Genomic DNA, 22,769 nt, shown 5'->3' on the forward strand with positions numbered 1-22,769 from the left:
CAACCCCGCTTCTCAAGATTTGAAGAAATGTTATAAAGCCGTGACGTTCCTGTTCTCCCAATGCCGCGGACATTCCGGCCGCACCGTTCAGTGGGCTTTAAGCCCTGACCTGTTGTTTTTTCCAGCAAGAGTATGGTGGGCGCAGGAGTGCATCACTGAACCAATGAGGAAGGACAGACAGCTATGGCTGTGGAGCCCGAGACGAAACTCCGGGACTGGTCGCCGTCAGACGTCTGGCGCGGACTGAACAAGCCCGTATTCATCCCTGCGGTGATCATCATCATCGCCGGCCTGATCTTCGCCACCTGGTGGGGCGCCGAATACGGCGGGGAGGGCTTCGAGGAGCTCAACAACACGGTGGTCGAGACCATCGGCTGGTGGTACGTGATCATCACCGCCGTCTTCGTCGGCTTCGCCTTCTGGGCCGGACTGTCCAAAGTGGGCAACATTCGCCTGGGCCGCGACGACGAGAAGCCCGAATTCGCTCTGGGGTCGTGGTTCACGATGCTCTTCGCGGCGGGTATGGGCATCGGCCTGGTCTTCTGGGGTGTCGCAGAGCCTCTCTGGCACTTCGTCGCACCGCCTGAGGCAACCGGAGACGCCACCAGCGAGGGTATGGCCACGCAGTCCGACATGATCGGATCGGCCTTCGGCGCAACGGCCTTCCACTGGGGGCTCCACGCCTGGGCCATCTACGTCGTCGTGGGGCTGGGCCTTGCCTATATGACGTTCCGCCGCGGACGCCCTCTGTCCGTCCGCTGGCTGCTCGAGCCGATCTTCGGCCGCAGGCTCATCGAATCCTGGGTCGGCCACCTGATCGACATCGTCGCCATCACGGGCACCGTCTTCGGCGTCGTGACCTCTCTCGGCTTCGGCACGCAGCAGATCGCCGCAGGGCTGGGCTTCATGGGCTGGGTCGAGGACGGCTCAGACCAGTTCCTGCTCACCATGGTCGTGGTGGTGGTCATGGGGATCGCCACGATTTCGGTCATCACCGGCGTCAACAAGGGCCTCAAATGGCTCTCCAACACCAACATGATCGCTGCAGCCTGCCTCGCACTGTTCGTGTTGGCGGCCGGCCCGACCCTCTTCCTCCTGCAGTCGTTCGTGGCCAACATCGGCGAATACATTCAGATCTTCCCGCAGATGCTCTTCGAGTCCTCGATGGACTACGCCGGATCCGGCGGGGAAGGGGTCACGGAGGACGGCGGCCTGCTGGGCTCGTTCTCCGTGGACTGGACGGTCTACTACTGGGGCTGGTGGATGTCCTGGGCGCCCTTCGTCGGCATGTTCATCGCCCGCATCTCCCGGGGACGCACCATCCGCGAATTCGTCCTGGGCGTGCTGCTGGCCCCCACCATGGTGGGGCTCCTGTGGTTCTCCATCTTCGGCGGCACCGGCCTGTGGTTCCAGATCACCGAGGGCACGATGGTCAGCTATGACGACGAGGGCGCTGCCGAGATCGGCACAGAGGAGTCCCTCTTCCTGATGCTGGAGCAGCTGCCCATCGCGTCCATCGCTTCGGTCATCGCCATCCTGATCGTCACGCTGTTCTTCATCACCTCAGGTGACTCGGCATCCCTGGTCACCGATGTGCTCTCCTACGGCGGACGCACCGAGACCCCGAAGCTGACCAGGACGTTCTGGACCGTGCTGATCGCCATCACCGCGATCGTGCTGCTCTCCGCGGCGCCCGATCCCGAGGCGTCCATGACCGTGCTGCAGATGTCGGCGATCATGGCAGCAGCACCTCTGTCGATCGTCTATGCGCTCGCAGTGATCGCGATGCTGCGCCTTCTGCTCTTTGAGGGGCGCACCTCATCGAAGTACGTCCGAGTCCGCCACCACGCCACGAAGGCGGCCATGGTCAAGGCCGCTCGAGAGGCGGCCGGCGCAGAGAATGGCACAGCGGTCCAGCGCAACCTGCTCAGCCTGCTCAATAAGCAGGCGACCTCCCTGCGCACTCTGTTCGGCGGCGCATCTGCGACGCTTGCAGGCCTTCCGGCGCGCTCCAGCGAGCGGAAGCTGGCCGAGGGCGTCGCCAATGACGATCTCGTGCTGGCCATCCAGGACGTCCCAGGCCAGGCCACCACCGTCAACACGGAGACGGGTGTTCTGGGCTGGAACCGAGAGCTTGGATATCGCGACCCACTGCCGGACACCGAGTTCGATTCCGAGGAGTACGCACAGTCCTACGAGGGCTGGGAGAGCGAGTCCGAGGAGTTCTTCGACGAGACTGTCGCCACGGGGACGATCGAAACGGTGGAGCCGAACACGAAGCCGAAGGACGAGAACAGCTCGTAGCCTTCGCCCTCAGTCAGACGAAAGAGCCCGCCCTGGGTCTCCGGGGCGGGCTCTTTCGTGCAGGGCGGTGCTTGCCCCCTCTATTCAGGCGAGGCAGTCCGCGTGGCCGGGACGCCCAGCCGAGCACGGAGATCGCGTGCGCGTCGGCGAGAGACCCCGACGCGTGAGCGTTCGCGATCCCCCATGATCAGCGTCAGGGAGCCGCCGAAATCGGGAGTGAGCTCCCGGACCAGATGCAGGTTCACCAAGCATGAGCGGTGAGCGCGGAAGAAGTGGTCAGGGAGCCTCCGCTCGAGCTCAGAGAGTGAGAAGGAGACCAGGTGCCGCTCGTCGCCGAGCTTCAGGCGCGCGTAGCCGCCTGCGGCGTCGGCAAAGACGATGCGTGAGGCGTCGACCAGCACTGTCCGCCCCTGCCGCTGCACGGGGATGCGGACCGTTTCGGCCTCGGGCTCGTGGCGGGGAGCAGCGGGAGTCCCGCTCTGCTCTGCGGTGATCAGCACATTGGCGCCGAGGCGATCGAGCAGAGCCATCGCCTCTTCGGCGCAGCTGACCTCCCCGATGATCTCTACGCCCCGAGCGGGGGCGAGGGAGCGGCGCAGCCGGTGCCGGGTCAGGGGGTCCCGGTCGAGGATGAGAGCTCGCGCGCCGGACATCACGCCACGGCCTTCTGAGCCGGCTTCTCCCAGCCGCGGATCATGCGAACCGCTGCGTGCAGGAGCAGCGCCACGGCGCCCGCAGAGAGCACCAGGCCCATGCCGGGAAGGAATGACCCCCACGCGGTGGCGGCGGAGGCGCTGAGGATGTTCCACACCTGCCATCCGACGACGAGGCCGGTCAGCCCCCCGGCGATGAGAGCATGCGCGATGGCCAAGCGCCTGCGCGGGAAGAACCCGCCGGCGAGCGCCAGCACGCCCATGCAGATGGTGACGATGCCGGGGCCGTCGGTGCCGCGCAGGACGAAGGCTTCGCCGATGATGTCCTGGGTGAGCGTGACGTAGACCCAAGGGGAGAACGTGGCGATGAGGAGCATGAAGCCGGCGCCGAGCATGGCGAAGCTCCCCATGTGGAAGACGCCGAAGCCGTCTCGGCTGCCGGCTTTGAGGCGCTGGGCCACGCCGGCGAGTCCCTGCAGCTCTGCTGCGGACTGGATGCTGCCGGCGTTCTGTGCTTTCGAGGTTTTGGACTGCTGTGTCGCTGCCATGGCCTCAGACTAAGGTGAGGCACATCACATAGCTATGTTTTTGCTGGGAATCGTCGATGAGCGGCATTTTTCTGCCCCCGAGTGGTGGTCAATCCCGATCAAACGGCACAGGACCCTTCTGCATGAGCCACTGAAGAGTTCTCAGTGACCGCTGAAGGAAGAGTGGCTTCCGTTCATGCCTCTCAGCTTGTGACTGCCATCACATTCAGTGTTCTCTAACTTCAGGCCCTGACGCAACAGTGCGCTGGGTAACGCACGCACCACCCTTGTGAAGAGAAGGAGATCACTATGTCCGACGTGGACCAGCATCAGGAGGCCGGCAGTCCGCCGCCGGACCTCAGCTGGCGGAAACGCTATTGGAAGAAGAACGTGAGAGTGCTCGTCGTCCTCCTGAGCATCTGGGCGTTCGTCTCACTGGGCCTGAGCGTCCTCCTCATCGAGCCGCTCAACAACTTCGAGATCCTCGGCTTCCCGCTGGGACTGTGGTTCGCCCACCAGGGATCCATCATCACCTTCATCCTGATCACCCTCGTGTACGCCGTCTGGATGGACCGCATCGACTCAGAATTCGGCGTCTCAGAGAAGCCCGGAGGTGACAAGGCATGAGCGCTATGCAGTTCTGGACCCTCTTCTTCCTCATTCTGACCTTCGGCATCTACATCGTTATCGCCTGGCGGGCACGCGTCAGCCAGTCGAAGGACTTCTACGTCGCCTCCCGCGGCGTCTCCGCCATCACCAACGGCGCGGCCGTCGGTGCTGACTGGATGAGTGCGGCAAGCTTCATCGGCATGGCAGGCATGGTGGCCTTCATGGGCTCCGACGCCTCGGTCTACCTGATCGGCTGGACCGGCGGCTTCGTGCTGCTGGCCCTGCTGCTCGCTCCGTACCTGCGCAAGTGGGGGAAGTTCACCGTTCCTGAGTTCGTCGGCGACCGCTATTCGGACTCCGTCCGCGTCGTGGCAGCAGCCTGTGCGATCATCGCCTCCTTCACCTACGTGGTCGGTCAGATGACCGGCGGCGGCGTGGTGTTCGCCCGCTTCCTGGGCCTCCCGGCGGAGTGGGCCGTCATCGTTGCGGCAGCTGTCATCTTCTTCTACGCCGTCCTCGGCGGCATGAAGGGGATCACCTACACCCAGGTGGCCCAGTACATCGTGCTGATCACCGCCTACCTGATCCCGGCAGTGGCTGTCTCGCAGAGCCTCGGCGGCATCCCGATCCCCCAGGTCACCTTCGGCCAGATCCTCAGCGAGCTGGACGGACTCCAGAGCGACTTCGGGCTCAACGAGTTCACCGATGCGTTTGGCGGACGCCCGGGCGGCATGCTCGACGTGTTCCTGGTGACGCTGACCATCATGCTCGGCACCGCCGGCCTGCCTCACGTGATCATCCGCTTCTACACCACGCGAACCGTCCGCGGGGCGCGCTACTCGGTCTTCTGGGCACTGTTCTTCATCGGTATCCTCTACCTGACAGCTCCTGCCGTCGGCGCGTTCACCAAGCTGAACCTGCTCCGCGGCGCACAGGGCTCCACGGCGGATGAGCTGCCCAGCTGGATCGAACCGTGGTCGACCGCCGGATACGTCACCCTGAACACTGACGGCATTATTGAGACCGTCTCGAACCAGGCCGCCTCCGGCGCTGACCTCATCGTCTCCAACGACATCATGGTGCTGGCCTCCCCGGAGATCGGCGGACTTCCGGCTCCGATCATCGGCCTGATGGCTGCCGGCGGCATGGCAGCGGCGCTGTCCACTGCGGCCGGCCTGCTGCTGGTCATCTCCTCGGCAGCCAGCCACGACATCTACTACCGGATGATCTCCAAGGAGCAGGCATCCAACGCCAAGCAGATGCTCGTGGCCCGCATCGCCATGGGTGTTGCAGTGGTCATCGCTGTGATCGGCGGCCTGAACCCGCCAGGCTTCGTCGCCCAGGTGGTGGCGCTGGCCTTCGGCATCGCAGCGTCCACACTGCTGCCGGTGCTGATCCTCGGCGTGTTCTGGAAGAAGGCCAACGCCAAGGGTGCCGTCACCGGCATGCTGGCCGGTCTGATCTTCTCGGTCAGCTACATGATCTACACCCTGGAGATCTTCGGGACGGCCGCCAACGATCACGTCTTCGGGATCTCCCCCGAGGGCATCGGTGTGATCGGCGCAACGATCAACGCCGCCCTGATCATCATCATCTCGCTGGCCACCAAGCCTCCGACCCCGGAGATCCAGGAGATGGTCGAGGAGATCCGCTACCCGCAGGCCCGTACGGCTGACCAGGTCATCGGCTCCTGACCCACCCTCAATGAGACCTGTGGGTCCAGCTCCTCACCCAGGAGCTGGACCCACAGTCGTCTGTCCCCCTGCTGTCGGAGCTGTCCGTCGGCCCGTGGTTTGATGGGCGCATGGCACCGGAGCTTCCCGCACGAGTCCGACTGAGCCGGTCCGGACTCACCGCGACGCTGGAGCATGACTCGATCACCGAGTCAGGCGTCGTGCTCACGATCGGAGCCGCCGAGCAGTCGCACGTCGAGGCCCAGGACCCGGCTTTCCTGCTCCACGACTATCTGCGCAGGATGCGCTCGGTGCTCACCGCCTTGGAGGCCTCTCGGGGGCAGAGTGCTCGGACCGCTCTGCATCTGGGCGCCGGTGCGATGACCCTGCCCCGGTGGCTGCTCGTGACCTGGCCCGGCATCGAGCAGACGGTGGTCGACTATGAGCCGGAGCTCGTCGCCTTCGTCCTCGAGCATCTGCCGATGGCTCCCCCGCCGAGGAGCATCGTCGCCGACGCGGCAGAGGCGCTCTCCACGTCCCTCAGGGACGCTCAGTTCGAGCTCCTCGTCATCGACCTTTTCAACTCGGCCCAGGCACCGCCGCACCTGACCGAGCCGGCGTTCTTCCGCCAGGCGCTGGCTGCCGTCCGGAGCCCCGGGACTCTGCTGATGAACTTCGGCGACGACGCTGACCTCACCTTTGCCCGCAGACTGGTCGCCTCTGTGCTTGCCGCGGCCGACGGCTGCAGCAGCCGGATGCTTCTCTCCGCCCCGCATGAGGTGATGAGCGGATCCGCCGAAGGCAACCTCATGCTCGCGGTCGACTCCGCAGGGTTCGCCGACGCTGAGGTGCGTCGCATCCGGGCGGCAGGGCCTCATCCGGGAGACGCCCTGAGCGGCCAGGAGCTCGAACAGTGGCTCGACGACGAGGACGTCTGTGCGACGCGGACCTGAACGAGCCGCCCTGCCCCATGTCATGACCAAGCGCTAGGATCAGTGTCACAACCGCAGACAGACGACTTCAGGGGTAAGCATGTCCGAGACGCAGCAGCCGTACGAGCCTCAGGGCCAGCGCCCCGCCAACCACTGGAGCAGCACCGAGCCCACGAGTTCACGACCTGCATGGCTCCTGCCCGTCCTCGTTCTGGGAGCGCTCGTGGTGCTCGCCGGCGGCGTCATGGTGGCCATCGTGGGCTGGCTGCTCCTGGGCGGCGACGACGAACCCCAGCCAGAGGCGGTCGGTGACGAGCAGGAGGCCGAAGCCCAGGACGATGAGGCTGAAGGCGAACCGGCCGACCAGTCCCCCACGCCGCCGCCGAGGGCTACCTGCAGGCCCTGACCGCGGGCGACCTCCCAGCCGCGGAGGATCATCTCTCCGGCTCATTCGGCGACTTCACCCAAGAGATGCTGGACAGATCGCTGGAGATCGCTCCCCTCGAAGGTCTCGAGATCGCGGAGGCGCCTTCGGAGGACAGCTACGCCGACGAGTACAGCGTTCCGGTGGACTACACGTGGACCGTCGGGGTGAGCAGCACTCCGGCTCGATCGACACAGTCCAAGATTTCCAGTCCGAGACGTGGGAAGTGGACGACATCTACGCGCTCACCGCAGTGACTCTGCCGCAGAGCGGCGGCGACCTTGAGTACACCGTCAACGGCGAAGGCGGGCACGGCGATCGTGCGGAGCTGGTTGCCGGACTCGCCTATGAGGTCGATGTCGACCACGAGAACTTCGAGCTCGCGGCCGAGCAGTCGAATGACGAGGGCTGGTTCGTCCTCGAGGCCGACGACTGGGTGACATTCAGCTCGACCGACCTCGCTCCCCACCGAGGAGGCTGAGGAGATGTGGCGCGATCTGATCATCGCCGACGTCGACGAGTGCCTCGACTCCGGGGAGGCCGCGCCCGGGTGCGGGCTCGACATCGTCTATGACAACGACGACATCGAAGAGCGCTCAGTGCAGCGCAGCATGAGCACCAGCAGCCGTCAGAGCCTCGAGAGCATCGAACCCGAGATCGACTACAACAATCCCAACCTCGTGGGCACATGGATCAGCGGCGTCACCGTGGACACGCTGTTCGAGGGCACCGTGGACGGCGAACGCAGCATCTACGAAGTCACCATCGGCCCGGAGCTTCGTCTGGATGACCCCATCGTCGACATGACCGATGAGAGCCCCGAGGTGACGTGGGAGGGCTACGGCGCCTCATGGGACCCCGACAGCGGCGAGGAAGCGCCGGATGATGAGCCCGACGAGGAGAGCGAGTTCCTGCCCACGGGCATGCTGCAGTAGAGGCCCGGCCTTGGAGGGCGCCGCGGCCCTCCGAGGCCGTGTTCAGGCGTTGAGGAGAGGTCCGCCAGTTCCGGGTGGGGTTCTGTTCAGCGGGGTGAGGTTGGCTTCCACAGTCATCGAAACCACCGAACGCGCAAGGAGCCTCATTGGGCCGCAACATCTTCGTACTGGGTCTGGACGACCTGAACCATCGAGCGCTGCAGAAGCTGCCCGGCGCTGAGGAGTACACCTTCCATCAGCTGCTCACCTTCGATGAGCTGCAGGACTCCTCCCTCACCGTCACTGGGCTGCTGGAGAAGGCCGAGGACCAGCTGAACGGCTTCGACGGCACGATCGACGGCATCGTCGCCTACTGGGACTTCCCCGCCACCGCGATGGCCCCGGTCCTCGCCCAGAAGCAGGGACTCCCCTCCGCCAACCTCAAAGGCATCGCCACGGTGGAGCACAAATACTGGAGCCGGCTCGAGCAGCAGCGCGTCGCCGACGAGGAGATCCCCGGGTTCGGGCTCGTCGACCTCAACGGTGCTGACCCCGCCCTGCCGGAGGGAGTCAGCTACCCGGCATGGATCAAGCCCATCAAATCCACCTCATCGGAGGGCGCATACCGCATCACCGACGACGAGTCCCTCAAGGCGGCCCTCGAGGAGGAGCGCCAGGCTGTGAACCGGCTGGGAGGCGGCTTCAACGAGATCCTCGAGCGGCTGGACCTGCCCGCCGAGATCGGCGGCATCGGCGGGAGCGCCGCCATGGTGGAGGAAGAGGCCTCCGGGTCGATGCTCACCGTGGAAGGCTTCAGCTACGAGGGCGAGGTCGAGGTGTACGGGGTCATCGACTCCCACGTCTACGACGGCACCTCAAGCTTCCTCCGGTACCAGTACCCATCCCAGCTCCCGGAGGATGTCCAGGAGCGCATCGTCAGCGTCTCACAGCGCGTCATCGAGGCAGTGGGTCTGCACCACAGCACCTTCAACATCGAATACTTCTGGGACGCTGACGCGCAGAAGCTGCGGCTGCTGGAGATCAATTCGCGGCATTCGCAGTCCCACGCCCAGCTCTTCCAGCTGGTGGACGGGCGTCCCAACCACGCATGCATGGTCGATCTGGCTCTGGGCCGCCGTCCCCAGATGCCGGCGCAGAACGGCGAGTTCAAGGTGGCGGCCACCTGGTTCCTCCGGCACTTCAAGGACGGCTGGATCCGCCGCGCTCCCACCTCGGAGGAGGTCAGGGCCATCGAGGAGAAGTATCCCGGCACGACGATCCAGGTCGACAAGGGCGAGGGACGACGGCTCTCCGGCGACGTGGCTGAGGACAGCTACAGCTTCGCGCTTGCTGAGATCTTCACAGCAGGGCAGTCTGAGGACGACATGATCGAGACGTACAACAAGGTAGTCGACGAGCTGAACTTCGAGATCGAAGACCTCTGAGGAGTCCCTTTTGCACACTGTCACAGAACTCCCCCACCAGGTCGAAGAGACCGAGAACCTCTTCATCACCCTCTCCGACGGCACGCGCCTGGGTGCCCGGCTCTGGAAGCCCGCCGACGCGGAGGGCAGCCCGGTGCCCTGCATCGTCGAAGCCATCCCGTACCGCAAGCGGGACATGACCGCCGAGCGGGATTCGGTGCACCACCCCTATATGGCAGGGCACGGCTACGCGTGCCTGCGTGTGGACCTGCGCGGCTCCGGCGACTCCGAGGGCGTGCTGGAGGACGAATACCTTGAGCAGGAGCTCCAGGACGTCGAAGAGGTCCTGGAGTGGGCCGCCTCGCAGCCGTGGTGCTCAGGGCGCACCGGCATCATGGGCATCTCCTGGGGCGGCTTCAACGGCCTGCAGGTCGCTGCGCGTCGCCCGGAGTCACTCGGCGCCGTGGTCACCGTGGCCTCCACGGACGACCGCTACGCCGACGACGTCCACTACATGGGCGGCCTCATGCTCACGGACAACCTGTCGTGGGCATCGACCATGTTCGCCTACACCACCTGCCCTCCGGACCCGAACGTAGTAGGCGACCGGTGGCGCGAGATGTGGCGCGACCGCATCGAAGGCTCCGGCCTGTGGCTGGAGAAGTGGCTGCAGCACCAGCGGCGGGACGACTACTGGAAGCACGGCTCCATCAGCGAGAACTTCCAGGACGTCGACGTTCCCGTCTTTGCCGTCAGCGGTTGGGCCGACGGCTACTCCAACTCGGTGTTCCGGCTCGTCGAGAACCTCGACTCCCCCACCCGCGGCCTCATCGGCCCGTGGAGCCACAAGTACCCTCACCAAGGGGAGCCGGGCCCGGCCATCGGCTGGCTGCAGGAAGTCGTCGCCTGGTGGGACCACTGGCTGAAGGACAAGACCGACAATGGGGCGATGGACGGCCCCGAGCTGTCGGTGTGGATGCAGGACACCGTCGAGCCTGCCACCGCCTACGACGAGCGGCCCGGCCGGTGGGTCGGCGAACCGTCGTGGCCCAGCCCGCGCATCGACGAGGTGCGACGCCCCCTCAGCCGCTACGGGATCCTCGAGCCCGGCGAGTCTGAGGACAGCCCTCCGGTCAGCATCCAATCGCCCCTGACCGTCGGCCAGTTCGGCGGAAAATGGTGCTCCTACAACGCACCCCCGGACCTCCCCTACGACCAGCGGGAGGAGGACGGCGGTGCGATGATCTTCACCACCGAACCCCTGAACGAGCGGCTCGAGCTGCTGGGGGCGCCCGTCGCGGAGCTCACCGTCGAAGTGGACAAGCCCATTGCCCAGGTGGCAGTGCGCCTCTCCGACGTCGCCCCCGACGACGCCGCCACACGGGTCAGCTACGGCGTGCTGAACCTGAACCACCATGACGGCCATGACAGCCCGCAGCCCCTGCAGCCGGGCGAGAAGCGCACCATCCGTGTGCAGCTCAACGGCATGGCGCAGTCGTTTCCGCCCGGCCACCGGCTGCGCCTGTCCGTGTCCACCTCCTACTGGCCGGTGGTGTGGCCGTCGCCTGAGCCGTTCCGGCTCACGGTGCACCCGCAGGAATCAGCGCTCCTGCTGCCGGAGCGGCCGGTCTCCGAGGAGGAGGACTCCGCCCTGACCCCCGTCTTCGGCGAGCCCGAGGGGACGCCGGCTCTGCCGGTCAACCAGGTCGTTCCCGGGGAGAAGGACTGGAAGGTCTCCCGAAGCCTGGTGGACCTCTCCGGCGCCCTCGAAGTGGTCAAGGACCTCGGTGTCGTCCACCTTCCGGACATCGACCTCAACCTGACTCGCCGCGCCTTCGAGAAGTACAGCTTCGTCGACCGGGACTACGACTCGGTCCGCGGCGAGACCGTGTGGACCATGGGCTTCTCCCGCGGGGACTGGAGCACCGAGATCCGCACCAAGACGGTGCTGACCTCCACCCCCACAGACTTCCACGTCTACGCCGAACTGGACGCCTACGAGGGCGAGGAGCGGTTCGCGTCCAAGACCTGGGAGACCACCATTCCGCGCGATCACGTCTGAGCCCTCAGGCACGCGGGTCCTGACGGCCCCGCTGATCTCAGTCCGGCGAGTCGATCCACTCGACGCCGGCAGGGGTCAGCGGGGCCGTTCCGCCTGTCACGGCCGCCGCATGAGCGGCGAGCTGATCAGCGGCGGCGCCCGCATCCAGGGCCGACAGGCAGATGACGGCAGTGCCCTCCGCGGTGTACTCCACCCCCGCGATGCGGGCTCCGCGCCGTCGCAGCTCGTTCTCCCACTGACCGGAGAGAGCAGGAGGCGCCTCGAGCGTGAAGAGCCGCTGCCGCGAACGAGTGACGAACGCGCTGCGGGCCTGGTCCAGGGCCGCGCGAGCGGCATCCGAATAGGCGCTGACGAGTCCGCCGGACCCCAGCAGAGTTCCGCCGAACCAGCGCACCACCACCAATACGGCGTCTGAGAGGTCGCCCCCGCCGCGCGCGGTGTCAGCTCTGGTCAGAGCCTCAAGCATCGGAGCGCCGGCTGTGCCGGACGGCTCACCATCATCGTTGGCGCGCTGCACTCGGCGCTCCGGCCCGATGACCCAGGCGGAGCAGTGATGGCGGGCCCCGGGGTGCTCGCGCCGCAGCTCCTCCACCAGGCTCTGCGCCTCCTCGGCGGAATGGACCCTGGTGAGCACCGCAAGGAAGCGGGACTTCTTCCGCTCCACCTCAGCGGCGGCGCGGAATCCTTCGCGGAGAGCCGTGTACTGAGCATCCATGCGAACCCCTCAGCCGTTGCTCTCAACGGCCCGCCAACGGCGGTACGCGATGACCGTCAGGACGATCACCACAGTCCATGCCACGAGGACAGGCAGTGCGGTCATGACAGTGGGCTCGGCGGCGAAGGCCCCGACGGACACGAGGGAAACCTGACCGGGAATGATGCTGACAAAGCTGGCGGTGAGGTATATCCGCTGCCGGACGCCGAAGGCCCCCGCGCCGTAGTTCACGGGCCAGTAGGGGATCCCGGGCATCAGACGGAGCATGGTGATCGCTTCGAAGCCGGCGCGGCCGAGATGGCCCACGAGGCGTTCCCGATACCGCCCCAGCATCCTCAGCACGGTTCGCTCCCCCAGAAGCCGCGCCAGCCAGTACGCGCCCCAGGCTCCGAGCGTCACCCCGATCACCGCGACGATGCTGCCCAGCGCCACCCCGTAGAGCACGCCGGCGGCTGCGGCCATCACGGTCACAGGAATGGGGGTCAGCCCCACGGCGGCGTAGAGACCGATGAAGGCGAGGATGCCCAGCAGGCCCCAGTCTGCCGCCATCTGCTGCAGGGCGTCCACGGAGGGAAGGTCGACGTTGAAGACCAGCCAGATCATGAGCAGCACGACACCGCCCAGGGCGGCGTTGCGCAGCAGACTCAGCCATGCAGGCTCTGCGCCGTCCTCCGCCTCAGAGGTCATCGGGCGGCGCCGGACACCGCATCGACGAGCGCATCCACATCCTCCGGGGTGGTGTCGAAGGAGCACATCAGACGCACCAGGCCAGGGCGGCCAGGCCAATCGTAGAAGTGGAAGGCCTCGCGCGCCCGACTCTTGGCCTCCGGGGGGAGGACGGCAAAGACGACGTTGGCCTGCGTCGGGAGGTCCAGGCCCACCTCCGGGATCTCCTCCAGCCCACGGCGGAGCCGAGCGGCCATCGCGTTCGCATGTGCGGCTGAGCGGTGCCAGAGGTCACCCTCATAGAGCGCCAGCAGCTGTGCGGACAGGAATCGCATCTTGGAGCCGAGCTGCATGTTCGTCTTGCGCAGATACTCCATGCCGAGTGCAGCATGCGGACGCAGCACCACCACCGCCTCGGCGCCCATAAGACCATTTTTGGTGCCGCCGAGGCTGAGGACGTCCACCCCGGCGTCGGCGGTGATCTCGGCCAGGCTCGCACCCAGGTGCGCAGCCGCGTTGCCGAGCCGGGACCCGTCCATGTGCAGCACCATGCCGTAACGATGCGTGCACTCCGCCAGCGCGCGGACCTCATCCGGCGTGTAGCAGGTGCCGAGCTCGGTGCTCTGCGTGATGGACACTGCCAGCGGCTGAGCCCGGTGCGGGTCGCCCCATCCCCAGGCGCGCCCCTCGACCAGCTCCGGTGTGAGCTTTCCGTCGGGCGCCTCGAGGGCGAGCAGCTTCAGCCCTCCGGTCTTCTCCGGAGCGGCCCCTTCGTCGTTCTGAATGTGTGCGGAGCCGGCGCAGATGACGGCGCCCCACCGCGGCAGCGCGGCTTGGAGGCCGATGACGTTGGCCCCTGTGCCGTTGAACACCGGATGCACCTCAGCCTCCGGGGCGAAGAGGCGGCCGACGAGCTCCTTCAGCTGAGCCGTCCACGGATCGTCGCCGTAGGCAGGGGCGTGGCCGACGTTCGCCTCAGCGAGAGCGGCCATCACCTCAGGGTGGGCCCCGGAATAGTTGTCGGAGGCGAACGTGCGCCGGTGCTGATCTGTGTCGGGGAGGGAAGAGATGCTCACCCTGCGAGTCTAGGCCGAACACACCGAGGCGGAAGTGCTCAGCGCGTCTCGGACGAGACCCAGTCGAGATAGCCCTCACTGCCGTCGGTGATGGGAAGCACGATGAGTTCGGGCTCATCGTAGGGGTGCTCCCGGGCGATCAGCGACTTCAGCGCCGACACCGCGGGCGAGGCCGTTTTGCAGGTCAGGAGCTGCTCGGGAGAGCTCTGCACTCCGTCCCATCGGTAGTAGCTCCGCACCTGCGTCACCTGAACGCAGGCGGCGAGGCGCTCCTCGATGATCCGTCGGGCCAGCGCTTCCGCCTCAGGCTCCGAGGAGACGGTGGTCTGGACGGCCGCGAAAGGGTGCTCATGCATCCCCTCAGTATGGCCTGAGGGGCGGGGCTGATGCGGCAGCCGGCGCGGCGGCCTCTCCGGCAGAGGGTAGACTCTCCGACCGGGACGGCGAGGAACGACGTCGTCCTATCACTCGAACTTCCCACTGAGGACCCCTAATCACATGATGCCCAAAATCCCTCGCGCCGGAACGGTCATGGCGGCGGCGAGCATTCTGACTGTCACTGCCTGCAGCTCGGCTGCGGAGGAGCAAGTCTCCGAAGACCCCCAGGTCCGTCCTGCCGACGCCGACTACGGCGCGTGCCTGATCTCAGACTCCGGAGGCTGGAACGACGAATCCTTCAACCAGTCCGCCTATGAGGGCCTGATGCGCGCGGTGGAGGACCTTGAGATCGGCTACGACGAGGCGGAGTCCACCTATGAGTGGGACTTCGAGCCCAACATGGAGGAGATGCTGGAGGCGGAGTGCGACCTCATCTTCGGCATCGGCTTCAACCTGCAGGAGACGCTGAACACCTCGGCCGACGCGCAGCCGGACACCGACTTCGCCCTGGTCGACGACGTGTTCGCCGACGAGCATGAGAACGCCAAGGCACTGGTCTTCAACACCGGTGAGGCCGCGTACCTCGCCGGCTACCTCTCCGCCGGCATGTCAGAGACCGGAACGGTCGGCACGTGGGGCGGCATGCCCATCCCGTCGGTCACGGTGTTCATGGACGGCTTCTCGGACGGCATTGATCGCTACAACGAGGACAACGACGCCGACGTGGATCTCGTCGGCTGGGACAAGGAGACGCAGGAGGGGTCCTTCTCCGACGACTTCGCCGACCGTGCGCAGGGTGAGCTCGTCACCGAGCAGCTGATCGCCTGGGGCGCGGACATCATCATGCCCGTAGCCGGCCAGTCCGGCCTGGGGGCCGGTGACCCGATCGCGGATGCCGGCGCAAAGATGGTGTGGGTCGACTCGGACGGGTACATGTCCACCCGATACGGCGATGTGGTGCTGACCTCCGTCATGAAGAAGATCTCGGAGGCGGTGTACGACACCATCGAAGAGGGCGAAGCGGACCAGTTCGGCAGTGAGACCTACGTCGGCGACCTCGAGAACGAAGGAGTGGGGCTGGCACCCTTCCACGAGTTCGAGGACGATGTGCCGCAGCAGCTCGTCGACGACCTGGACAGGCTCCGTGAGGAGATCATCTCGGGCGAGACTGTCATCGAGAGCGAGAACGCGCCCACATAGGCGGTCTTCGGAGGGCCCGGCCAGGAGTAGTCTCAGCAGGTGCAATGGATCGAAGCGATCATTCTGGGCCTGGTGCAGGGCCTCACCGAATTCCTCCCCATCTCCTCCTCGGCCCATCTGAGGATCGTCGGAGAGTTTCTGCCCAGCGCAGCGGATCCCGGGGCGGCGTTCACCGCCATCACCCAGCTCGGGACCGAGGCGGCGGTCCTGGTGTTCTTCTGGCGCGACATTCTCCGCATTCTCGGTGCGTGGGGCCGCGCAGTGCTGGGACGGGGTCCCCACAGCTCCCCGGACGCCCGGATGGGCTGGCTCATCATTGTCGGAACGATCCCGATCGTGGTGCTGGGGCTTCTGCTGGAGGACTACATCATGTCCACCTTCCGCAGCCTGTGGCTCGTGGCCACGATGCTCATCGGGTTCGGAATCCTGCTGGGGTTCGCGGACAGGATAGGCAGCCAGCGGAAGCCGCTGGAGCGGCTGAGCGTGCGTGACGGTGTGATCTTCGGCTTCGCTCAGGCGTTGGCCCTGGTGCCCGGGGTCTCACGCTCCGGCGGAACGATCACCGCGGGGCTCCTGATGGGATACACCCGTGAGGCCGCCGCTCGGTACTCGTTCCTTCTCGCGATTCCGGCGGTGTTCGGCTCAGGCCTCTATAAGCTGATGGGCTCGTTCGGGGACCAGACGGGGCCGTACACGATGGGGCAGACGATGCTGGCCACGGCGGTCGGCTTCGTCGTCGCCTATGTGATCATCGGCTGGTTCCTCGCCTACGTGTCGAGGAACAGCTATGGCCTGTTCGTGGGCTACCGCATCCTGCTGGGCATCAGCGTCTATGTGATGCTGAGCTTCGGCATCATCAGCGCCTGAACCCGGCTCAGGCGTCGCCGCCCGGAAGGAGCTGGTCGGCGAGCCTCTCGGTGCGAGTACGGATGTCGTCCCGGACGAGCTCCATGCGCTCGCGGCCTTCGATGCCGCGCTCCGAGGGCTCATCGGTCTCCCACCTCTCGATGGTCACGCCCTCGACTTCGGGGACCTCCGCCTCCGCGCCCAGGATCACAACCCTCCCGGCCTCCTGCATCGCCTCGGGCGTCAGCTGGGTGGGCGTGCGGTCGGCGATATCGACGCCGACATCAGCGAGGACCTCTGCTGACAGCGCGTTCACTGCGCTTCCCGGCTTCGTGCCGGCGGAGGCGACCCGCACCGCGTCGGACTGGCCGCGCTCTTCGAGGCCCTTCTCGAAGAGGCCTGCCGCCATCTGCGACTTGCCTCCGTTCTTCACGCAGACGAACAGGACGCCCGGAGTGCTGCTGCTCATACGTTCACTGTCTCCTTCGCGGGTTGGTCGGCACGGTCGTCGACGACGGTGCCGGGCATCAGGCTGCTGAGGGTCTGGCTCAGCTCCTCCAGGGAGCCTGGCACCACTGAGTAGTAGGACCAGGTTCCGCGCTTCTCGCGGGTGAGGTACCCGGCGTCGACGAGGATCTTCAGGTGGTGCGAGACGGTGGGCTGCCCGAGGCCCACAGGCTCCGTGAGATCGCAGACGCAGGCCTCTGCGTTCTCCCCGGCAGCCACGAGTGAGAGCAGAACGAGCCGGTTCGGATCGCTCAGCGCCTTCATCCTGGAGGCGACCTCCACAGCGGTGTTCGCATCCACTGCGGGATGCCCCGGAGGGACGCTGCGGCACTCGGCAGGCTGCGGCTCGCCGTTCTGTGCCATGATCGACCTCCTTGGATTGACGAACATCGATGTTTGAGAGAATACTCTCATATCGACACCCATCGATCTAGATGAAGGATCCGGCTTCTCATGAACTCCACCCCGGTCGACACAGCGCCCGTGGCCGCACGGCTGTCGCTGCTGGACAGATTCCTGCCGGTCTGGATTCTCGCAGCGATGGGACTTGGACTGCTGATCGCCGTCGTCGCTCCATGGGTGGGGCAGGCCCTCCACGCCGTCGAGGTGGCCGGCGTCTCGGTGCCGATCGCAGTCGGACTGCTGGTCATGATGTACCCCGTCCTGGCCAAGGTGCGCTATTCCGAGACCCATCTGGTGCTGCGGGACAGGAAGCTCCTCATCACCTCGCTGGTGATCAACTGGCTCCTTGCACCGGCGTTCATGTTCGCTCTGGCCTGGATCTTCCTGCCCGACCTGCCCGAATACCGCACCGGGCTGATCATTGTGGGCCTCGCCCGCTGCATCGCCATGGTCCTGATCTGGAACGACCTCGCGTGCGGCAACCGTGAGGCCGCCGCCGTCCTGGTCGGCATCAACTCCGTCTTCCAGGTCTTCATGTTCGGCGTCCTCGGCTGGTTCTACCTCCAGGTGCTCCCCACGTGGCTGGGCCTGGAGACGACGACGGCGGAGTTCAGCATCTGGGCGATCACGGTCTCGGTGCTCGTCTTCCTCGGAATACCGCTGGCGGCAGGCTTCCTCACCCGCGTCGTCGGCGAGCGTCGCAAAGGCCGCGCCTGGTATGAGGAGCGGCTGCTGCCGAAGCTCGGCCCGTGGGCGCTCTACGGCCTTCTGTTCACCATCGTCGTCCTCTTCGCCCTGCAGGGTGAGCAGGTGCTCAGCCAGCCCCTGGACGTGGTGCGCATCGCACTGCCGCTGCTGGTCTACTTCACGGTCACGTTCATCGCCTCCATGGCGATCGGCTGGATGCTGAGGATGGGATACGAGCGCTCCACCACACTGGCCTTCACCGCGGCGGGCAACAACTTCGAGCTGGCGATCGCGGTCTCGATCGCGACCTTCGGCGCCGCATCCGGGCAGGCGCTGGCCGGAGTCGTCGGCCCGCTCATCGAGGTGCCGGTCCTCGTCGGCCTGGTCTACGTGGCCCTCTGGGCCCGCAAGCACTTCCACACCGCGGGCGAACGCGGCCAGCGCGTGATGGCCCACACCCCGCCCACCACTCTCTGAAGGAGCGAGCATGAACGAGCAGCTGCCCGTCGCAGTCGTCGGGGCCGGGCCTGTGGGGCTCGCAGCTGCGGCTCACCTGATCGAGCACGGCATCGAACCGCTCGTCTTCGAAGCAGGCGAGCACGCGGGAGCGGCCGTCAGCCGGTGGGGGCACATCCGGCTCTTCTCCCCCTGGCAGTACAACCTCGACGCCGCCGCCCGCCGGCTGCTCCAGGCTGAGGGCTGGACCTCTCCTCGGCCCACCGCTCTTCCCACCGGAGCCGAGCTCGTCGAGAACTATCTCACGCCGCTGGCGGACACCCCCGCGCTGCGCGGGCACATCCGGTGGGGCACTCGCATCACCGCCATCGCGCGCACCGCCGCAGCGGAGGGCGCCGGAGCGTTCCTGCTCAGCGGCGATCAGCACGGTGCTCCGACGCAGGCGCAGGCCCGGGCGGTGATCGATGCCTCCGGCACATGGGACAGGCCCAACACACTCGGCGCTCCCGATTCGCCGGTTCCGGGTGAGCACGACCCGAGCGTCCAGCGGCACCTGCTCGGAGCCCTGCCCGATGTGCTCGGCCGGGATCGCTCTCGGTGTGCGGGTCGACGGGCGCTCGTCGTCGGATCGGGCCACAGCGCTGTGAACTCGCTCCTCAGCCTGGCCGCGCTCAAACGGGAAGAGCCCCGGACGCAGATCCTGTGGGCCATCCGCGGACATGATCCCGAGCGCACCTACGGGGGCGGGGAGGCGGATCAGCTGCCCGAGCGCGGGGCGCTGGGGCAGCGTCTGCGCCGTCTGGTGGAGAGCGAGAAGGTGGAGCTCCTCACCGCAGCCGGAGTCGACCGTCTTCACAGCGACGCAGGGTCTCTGACCGTCACGTTCACGGACGGCCGGACGGCGAGCGTCGACTCGCTCATCTCTGCGACCGGCTTCGGCCCGGACCTGGGCCCGCTGAGCTCCCTGGAGCTGGATCTGGACCCTCAGCTTCTCGCGCCCCGATCGCTGGCCCCGCTGATCGATCCGGCCATCCACTCCTGCGGCACCGTGCCCGCTCACGGCGCGGACGTCCTCTCTCACCCGGAGGAGGGGTTCTTCACCGCGGGCATGAAGTCATACGGCAGGGCGCCGACCTTCCTGATGGCCACCGGCTATGAGCAGGTCCGGTCCATCGCAGCGGAGCTCGCCGGCGCGGACTCTGTCGCTCGGGACCTGAAGCTGCCGCGCACTGGGGTGTGCTCCGGCTGAAGCGGGCCTTCAGAGGTCGGGGCAGCGCTCGATGCGCGTGAGGCGGCAGCGCAGCACCACGTACCCGGCGAACAGGGAGCCGAGTCCTCCGGCAGCCATATCGCCGATCGTGTCCGCGTAGGTGACGTAGATGTCTTGGGTGACGTATTCGAAGCCCACCCATTCGACCATCTCCCACAGGGAGGCCATGGCCAGGCCCAGTGCGACGGTCAGGCCTACGGTGGCGATGGGGCGCGGGTCCCCCGGCTGCGGGAGCACGCTCTGGGTGACGAGGAAGGCGTGCAGCGCGGCGGCGAGCACGCCGTTGAGGACGAGGTGGACGACGATGTCCCACCACCAGATGCTGGTGTACAGGTCGAACACGTTGCTCCAGGCCGCGATCAGCAGCGTCACGGAGACCGTGATGTCCAGGGAGGGCCGCAGGCCGATGAAGCGGGGCGCGAAGACCCCCGGCAGGGCGAAGGCAAGGATTCCGGCGTCGGTCACGTCGAAGAGTGCAAACGCGAGGATGACTCCGAGCACACCGATGACCCGGAGGGCATCAGCGGCGGTCTCGGCGTAGGTCTCCGGCGGGCGCAGGAAGCGGTCCATCATCGACGCGGCGGTCTGCGGCGGCAGGGTCATCGGGACGCCCCCTGCCTCAGGAGCCTCGTCCACCGGCGGGGAGGGAAGTCCTCCGGCCAGTGGATCGTGACCGTGCGCATGCCTCTGCTGAATCTCTTCATAAATGCTCGCCCATCGTAGAACGGTCGCATGGACATGCCCATCACCGAGGCTCCTCGCAGGTATGCGACGCGGTGCTCTGCGCCGATGTGGAAGGAGAGGTCCATATCGTCATGTATCTCCTGGTCGCTCCGATGCACACCGTCACGCACCTCTCGCCACGCAGCGCGCCGGATGCCCATGTTGGATCCGAAGAGGGGCCGATGCCCCAGGGCGGCGGATGAGACGACGACATAGGCGCCCAGGTAGCAGGCCACCAGCGGTCGGCGCAGAGCAGCGGGGCCGTCATAGAACTGGGCCGGCCCGGTCAGCGCCGCTGCCCGCGGGTGCTCGTCGAACCCTGCCGCCATCTCTTCGATCCACAGGACGGGCGGGATGCAGTCCGCATCGAGCCGGAGGATGAGATCCCCGGAGGCGGCATCGTAGCCGGCGGCGCTGGCCGCGGGAATGCCGGGCTCCTCGCACCGCACCACCCTCGCTCCGGCAGCCTCGGCCACGGCGGCGGAATCGTCGGAGGACCTGTTGTCCACCACTATCACCTCATCGGCGAGGACCGTCTGCTCGGCCAGCGCTGCGAGGCATACGCGCAGCAGTCGAGCATCGTCCTTGCAGGGAATGACCACGGAGACGGTGCTGGAGCTCACGCGCGCTCCCAGTCGGCCGGCCCGCCCGGAACCACGGTGAACAGGGGGTGCGCCGGCGGATGCTCGCGTCCGGCCCCGACGGGTCCCGCCACGAGGGCGTCGGCGGCTTCGAGCCGCTCCGGGGAGCGCGCGGCGATCTTGGCCCGCAGGTGCTGCCACTCAAGATCGAGCTGACCGGCGGTGACCTCGATGGGCGACGGATCAATGCCGGCGGCGGCGCTCTCAGGAGGTTCGGCGATGCGGCCGGCGTCGAACCTGTAGCCCCTGACCACCGCCTCCTCCCGCACCCCGTGCAGGAAGGCGACGATGGCCTGCACCGGCTCCGGATGCTCCCGGAACCGGTGCAGCTGCGGGTGGCGGGTGTACCCGCGCGTTCGGCCCAGCAGCACTGCTTGGGCGAGCAGGGCCTCACGCCAGGAGGCGATCAGTCCCTGCCGGTCCAGGGCCGCAGGGTGCAGAGACCACAGGCGCACCGTTAGGGCTTGACCCCGGACGCGGCGGGCTTGAAGCCGAGCCGGACGTTCTCGCAGCATCCGGGGCGGCAGACGTCGAACCAGGGGCCAAGGTCTGTCATGTGGGGGCGCTGGTCCACCGGGGTGGCCTGCATCCTCTCCTCGATGAGGTCCACGACGCTGGAGACGAAGTCTGCGTGGGAACCGGGCGTGGGGGTGCGCACTGCGTGCAGGCCGGCCTCCTCCGCTGCTTCCATGGCCTCCTCATCGAGATCCCACATGACTTCCATGTGGTCGCTGAGGAAGCCCAGGGGAACCACGGCCACAGCCTTGGCCCCCTCGGCGGGAAGCTCGGCGATGCGGTCGCAGACGTCGGGCTCCAGCCACGGCTGGGAGGGCGGGCCGGAGCGTGACTGGTAGACGAGCTCCCACTGGGTCTCGGCGCCGGCCTTCCCCTCCTCGCGCAGCTGTTCCATGATCTGCCCGCCCACGGCCAGGTGCTGGGCGGCGTAGGCTCCGCCTTCGCCCAGGCCGAGCTCCTGAGGACCGGACCGCTCAGCATCGGCGGTCGGGATCGAGTGGGTGGCGAAGAGGACGCGGATGTCCTCGGGGGCGACCCCCTGATCCGCGAATCCCTTCAGCGCATCGGCAACCCCGTCGGCGAAGGGCTTGACGAAGCCGGGAACGTCGAAGAACTGGCGCACCTTGTCGATGCGGACCTTTCCTTCGAGCCCGTTGTCCAGGATCGCTCTCGCGAAGTCCTCGCGGTACTGGCGGCACGAGGAGTATGAGCTGTATGCGCTGGTCGCCACTCCCAGAATCCGGGTGTGGCCGGCGTCGGCGGCCTCCTTGACCTTCTCCTCCAGGTAGGGGGCCCAGTTGCGGTTGCCCCAGTAGATGGGAAGGTCGAGGCCGCGGCGGCGCATCTCGTCCTCGATGGCCTGGCGCAGCTGGCGGTTGTGCTCGTTGATGGGGCTCACGCCGCCGAAGTGGCGGTAGTGCGTGGCCACCTCCTCGAGACGCTCGTCCGGGATGCCTCGGCCGCGGGTGACGTTGCGCAGGAAGGGGATCACATCGTCCTGACCCTCCGGACCGCCGAAGCCGGCGAGCATGATGGCGTCGTACTCCTGCGGAACCGTCACGTGCTTGGGTCCGTGGAGTGAGGCTTCGTTGGCGAAGGGGACCTGGGTGGTCTCAGACTCGCTGCTGTTCGCAGCGGCTGAGCTCAGACCGTTCTCTGACATGG

The 22,769-nt window shown here is 66.8% G+C and carries 25 protein-coding genes; 13 read left to right on the forward strand and 12 right to left on the reverse strand.

Going from position 1 to position 22,769, the window contains the following annotated elements:
• The first annotated feature begins 183 nt into the window (after positions 1 to 183).
• On the forward strand, positions 184 to 2,304 hold the full coding sequence (locus tag FS388_RS04780) for a BCCT family transporter (RefSeq protein WP_146340209.1): 2,121 nt from the start codon (positions 184 to 186) through the stop codon (positions 2,302 to 2,304).
• 80 nt (positions 2,305 to 2,384) lie between these two features.
• Here FS388_RS04780 and FS388_RS04785 read toward each other — a convergent pair whose 3' ends face one another.
• Both FS388_RS04785 and FS388_RS04790 read right to left on the reverse strand, forming a co-directional pair.
• Entirely contained in the window at positions 2,385 to 2,957 is a 573-nt protein-coding gene (locus FS388_RS04785; protein WP_146340211.1) for a LytTR family DNA-binding domain-containing protein, read from the reverse strand.
• Positions 2,957 to 3,505, reverse strand: a complete 549-nt coding sequence (locus FS388_RS04790; RefSeq protein ID WP_246836301.1) for a hypothetical protein — start codon at positions 3,503 to 3,505, stop codon at positions 2,957 to 2,959. Before FS388_RS04790 ends, FS388_RS04785 begins: the two co-directional genes overlap by 1 nt.
• 288 nt (positions 3,506 to 3,793) lie before the next feature.
• Here FS388_RS04790 and FS388_RS04795 point away from each other — a divergent pair, with 288 nt between their 5' ends.
• The 8 genes from FS388_RS04795 (at position 3,794) to FS388_RS04830 (ending at position 11,522) form a co-directional block, all read left to right on the forward strand.
• Complete coding sequence (locus FS388_RS04795) at positions 3,794 to 4,111, forward strand: DUF4212 domain-containing protein (RefSeq protein ID WP_146340213.1); 318 nt, start codon at positions 3,794 to 3,796, stop codon at positions 4,109 to 4,111.
• The gene (locus FS388_RS04800) at positions 4,108 to 5,787 is read left to right on the forward strand and encodes a sodium:solute symporter family protein (protein WP_146340215.1); all 1,680 of its coding nucleotides are present in this window, start codon (positions 4,108 to 4,110) and stop codon (positions 5,785 to 5,787) included. Before FS388_RS04795 ends, FS388_RS04800 begins: the two co-directional genes overlap by 4 nt.
• A gap of 110 nt (positions 5,788 to 5,897) precedes the next feature.
• A complete protein-coding gene (locus tag FS388_RS04805) occupies positions 5,898 to 6,719 on the forward strand; it encodes a spermidine synthase (protein WP_146340217.1) in 822 nt (273 codons plus the stop codon).
• Positions 6,720 to 6,798: 79 nt separating this feature from the next.
• Entirely contained in the window at positions 6,799 to 7,104 is a 306-nt protein-coding gene (locus FS388_RS04810) for a hypothetical protein (RefSeq protein ID WP_146340219.1), read from the forward strand.
• A 172-nt stretch (positions 7,105 to 7,276) separates the two neighbouring features.
• Positions 7,277 to 7,603: a hypothetical protein gene (locus tag FS388_RS04815; protein WP_146340221.1), complete on the forward strand. Its 327-nt coding sequence runs from the start codon at positions 7,277 to 7,279 to the stop codon at positions 7,601 to 7,603.
• Between the two features lie 4 nt (positions 7,604 to 7,607).
• Positions 7,608 to 8,057 carry a hypothetical protein gene (locus FS388_RS04820; protein ID WP_146340223.1) on the forward strand — a complete coding sequence of 150 codons (450 nt, stop codon included), beginning with the start codon at positions 7,608 to 7,610 and terminating at the stop codon, positions 8,055 to 8,057.
• A gap of 146 nt (positions 8,058 to 8,203) precedes the next feature.
• Positions 8,204 to 9,481, forward strand: coding sequence for an acetyl-CoA carboxylase biotin carboxylase subunit family protein (locus FS388_RS04825; RefSeq protein WP_146340224.1), 1,278 nt, complete (start codon positions 8,204 to 8,206; stop codon positions 9,479 to 9,481).
• A 10-nt stretch (positions 9,482 to 9,491) separates the two neighbouring features.
• On the forward strand, positions 9,492 to 11,522 hold the full coding sequence (locus tag FS388_RS04830) for a CocE/NonD family hydrolase (RefSeq protein ID WP_146340226.1): 2,031 nt from the start codon (positions 9,492 to 9,494) through the stop codon (positions 11,520 to 11,522).
• A 37-nt stretch (positions 11,523 to 11,559) separates the two neighbouring features.
• On the opposite strand, the gene FS388_RS04835 is transcribed toward FS388_RS04830, so the two are convergent.
• The 4 genes from FS388_RS04835 to cutA are packed head-to-tail and all read right to left on the reverse strand — an operon-like array spanning position 11,560 to position 14,335.
• Positions 11,560 to 12,237, reverse strand: a complete 678-nt coding sequence (locus tag FS388_RS04835; RefSeq protein WP_146340228.1) for a YigZ family protein — start codon at positions 12,235 to 12,237, stop codon at positions 11,560 to 11,562.
• 9 nt (positions 12,238 to 12,246) lie between these two features.
• Positions 12,247 to 12,924: a TVP38/TMEM64 family protein gene (locus FS388_RS04840; protein ID WP_246836302.1), complete on the reverse strand. Its 678-nt coding sequence runs from the start codon at positions 12,922 to 12,924 to the stop codon at positions 12,247 to 12,249.
• Positions 12,921 to 13,979, reverse strand: a complete 1,059-nt coding sequence (locus tag FS388_RS04845) for a low specificity L-threonine aldolase (protein ID WP_246836303.1) — start codon at positions 13,977 to 13,979, stop codon at positions 12,921 to 12,923. Before FS388_RS04845 ends, FS388_RS04840 begins: the two co-directional genes overlap by 4 nt.
• Positions 13,980 to 14,017: 38 nt before the next feature.
• Positions 14,018 to 14,335, reverse strand: a complete 318-nt coding sequence (gene cutA, locus FS388_RS04850; RefSeq protein WP_146340230.1) for a divalent-cation tolerance protein CutA — start codon at positions 14,333 to 14,335, stop codon at positions 14,018 to 14,020.
• A 142-nt stretch (positions 14,336 to 14,477) separates the two neighbouring features.
• On the opposite strand from cutA, the gene FS388_RS04855 reads away from it, so the two are divergent.
• On the forward strand, positions 14,478 to 15,557 hold the full coding sequence (locus FS388_RS04855) for a BMP family protein (protein ID WP_168198593.1): 1,080 nt from the start codon (positions 14,478 to 14,480) through the stop codon (positions 15,555 to 15,557).
• A gap of 39 nt (positions 15,558 to 15,596) precedes the next feature.
• Complete coding sequence (locus tag FS388_RS04860) at positions 15,597 to 16,424, forward strand: undecaprenyl-diphosphate phosphatase (protein ID WP_146340232.1); 828 nt, start codon at positions 15,597 to 15,599, stop codon at positions 16,422 to 16,424.
• A 7-nt stretch (positions 16,425 to 16,431) separates the two neighbouring features.
• Here FS388_RS04860 and FS388_RS04865 read toward each other — a convergent pair whose 3' ends face one another.
• Both FS388_RS04865 and FS388_RS04870 read right to left on the reverse strand, forming a co-directional pair.
• The gene (locus tag FS388_RS04865) at positions 16,432 to 16,872 is read right to left on the reverse strand and encodes a low molecular weight phosphatase family protein (RefSeq protein ID WP_146340234.1); all 441 of its coding nucleotides are present in this window, start codon (positions 16,870 to 16,872) and stop codon (positions 16,432 to 16,434) included.
• Positions 16,869 to 17,273 (reverse strand): metalloregulator ArsR/SmtB family transcription factor, encoded by a 405-nt coding sequence (locus FS388_RS04870; RefSeq protein WP_146340236.1) that lies wholly within the window; start codon positions 17,271 to 17,273, stop codon positions 16,869 to 16,871. The genes FS388_RS04865 and FS388_RS04870 overlap by 4 nt, the downstream gene beginning before the upstream one ends.
• Positions 17,274 to 17,363: 90 nt before the next feature.
• On the opposite strand from FS388_RS04870, the gene arsB reads away from it, so the two are divergent.
• Together arsB and FS388_RS04880 are read left to right on the forward strand one after the other, a co-directional pair.
• Positions 17,364 to 18,476, forward strand: coding sequence for an ACR3 family arsenite efflux transporter (arsB, locus tag FS388_RS04875; RefSeq protein WP_146340238.1), 1,113 nt, complete (start codon positions 17,364 to 17,366; stop codon positions 18,474 to 18,476).
• Between the two features lie 10 nt (positions 18,477 to 18,486).
• Positions 18,487 to 19,704 (forward strand): NAD(P)-binding domain-containing protein, encoded by a 1,218-nt coding sequence (locus FS388_RS04880; RefSeq protein WP_146340240.1) that lies wholly within the window; start codon positions 18,487 to 18,489, stop codon positions 19,702 to 19,704.
• Between the two features lie 9 nt (positions 19,705 to 19,713).
• On the opposite strand, the gene FS388_RS04885 is transcribed toward FS388_RS04880, so the two are convergent.
• The 4 genes from FS388_RS04885 to FS388_RS04900 are packed head-to-tail and all read right to left on the reverse strand — an operon-like array spanning position 19,714 to position 22,767.
• Complete coding sequence (locus FS388_RS04885; RefSeq protein ID WP_146340242.1) at positions 19,714 to 20,328, reverse strand: hypothetical protein; 615 nt, start codon at positions 20,326 to 20,328, stop codon at positions 19,714 to 19,716.
• Positions 20,325 to 21,071, reverse strand: coding sequence for a glycosyltransferase family A protein (locus tag FS388_RS04890; protein WP_305778815.1), 747 nt, complete (start codon positions 21,069 to 21,071; stop codon positions 20,325 to 20,327). Before FS388_RS04890 ends, FS388_RS04885 begins: the two co-directional genes overlap by 4 nt.
• Positions 21,068 to 21,544, reverse strand: coding sequence for a pyrimidine dimer DNA glycosylase/endonuclease V (locus FS388_RS04895; RefSeq protein WP_146340244.1), 477 nt, complete (start codon positions 21,542 to 21,544; stop codon positions 21,068 to 21,070). The genes FS388_RS04890 and FS388_RS04895 overlap by 4 nt, the downstream gene beginning before the upstream one ends.
• A 2-nt stretch (positions 21,545 to 21,546) precedes the next feature.
• A complete protein-coding gene (locus FS388_RS04900) occupies positions 21,547 to 22,767 on the reverse strand; it encodes a ferrochelatase (RefSeq protein WP_146340246.1) in 1,221 nt (406 codons plus the stop codon).
• Between the last annotated feature and the right edge of the window lie 2 nt (positions 22,768 to 22,769).

The sequence above is a fragment of the Nesterenkonia sp. NBAIMH1 genome, from assembly GCF_007922635.1.
Classification (GTDB): domain Bacteria; phylum Actinomycetota; class Actinomycetes; order Actinomycetales; family Micrococcaceae; genus Nesterenkonia; species Nesterenkonia pannonica.

Coding starts and splice junctions, on each gene's coding strand:
- FS388_RS04805 (WP_146340217.1), top strand. CDS start 5,898: ATGGCACCGGAGCTTCCCGCACGAGTCCGACTGAGCCGGTCCGGACTC.
- FS388_RS04795 (WP_146340213.1), top strand. CDS start 3,794: ATGTCCGACGTGGACCAGCATCAGGAGGCCGGCAGTCCGCCGCCGGAC.
- FS388_RS04880 (WP_146340240.1), top strand. CDS start 18,487: ATGAACGAGCAGCTGCCCGTCGCAGTCGTCGGGGCCGGGCCTGTGGGG.
- FS388_RS04835 (WP_146340228.1), bottom strand. CDS start 12,237: ATGGATGCTCAGTACACGGCTCTCCGCGAAGGATTCCGCGCCGCCGCT.
- FS388_RS04865 (WP_146340234.1), bottom strand. CDS start 16,872: ATGAGCAGCAGCACTCCGGGCGTCCTGTTCGTCTGCGTGAAGAACGGA.
- FS388_RS04885 (WP_146340242.1), bottom strand. CDS start 20,328: ATGACCCTGCCGCCGCAGACCGCCGCGTCGATGATGGACCGCTTCCTG.
- FS388_RS04900 (WP_146340246.1), bottom strand. CDS start 22,767: ATGTCAGAGAACGGTCTGAGCTCAGCCGCTGCGAACAGCAGCGAGTCT.
- FS388_RS04785 (WP_146340211.1), bottom strand. CDS start 2,957: ATGTCCGGCGCGCGAGCTCTCATCCTCGACCGGGACCCCCTGACCCGG.
- FS388_RS04780 (WP_146340209.1), top strand. CDS start 184: ATGGCTGTGGAGCCCGAGACGAAACTCCGGGACTGGTCGCCGTCAGAC.
- FS388_RS04790 (WP_246836301.1), bottom strand. CDS start 3,505: ATGGCAGCGACACAGCAGTCCAAAACCTCGAAAGCACAGAACGCCGGC.
- FS388_RS04810 (WP_146340219.1), top strand. CDS start 6,799: ATGTCCGAGACGCAGCAGCCGTACGAGCCTCAGGGCCAGCGCCCCGCC.
- FS388_RS04820 (WP_146340223.1), top strand. CDS start 7,608: ATGTGGCGCGATCTGATCATCGCCGACGTCGACGAGTGCCTCGACTCC.
- FS388_RS04800 (WP_146340215.1), top strand. CDS start 4,108: ATGAGCGCTATGCAGTTCTGGACCCTCTTCTTCCTCATTCTGACCTTC.
- FS388_RS04870 (WP_146340236.1), bottom strand. CDS start 17,273: ATGGCACAGAACGGCGAGCCGCAGCCTGCCGAGTGCCGCAGCGTCCCT.
- FS388_RS04840 (WP_246836302.1), bottom strand. CDS start 12,924: ATGACCTCTGAGGCGGAGGACGGCGCAGAGCCTGCATGGCTGAGTCTG.
- cutA (WP_146340230.1), bottom strand. CDS start 14,335: ATGCATGAGCACCCTTTCGCGGCCGTCCAGACCACCGTCTCCTCGGAG.
- arsB (WP_146340238.1), top strand. CDS start 17,364: ATGAACTCCACCCCGGTCGACACAGCGCCCGTGGCCGCACGGCTGTCG.
- FS388_RS04855 (WP_168198593.1), top strand. CDS start 14,478: ATGATGCCCAAAATCCCTCGCGCCGGAACGGTCATGGCGGCGGCGAGC.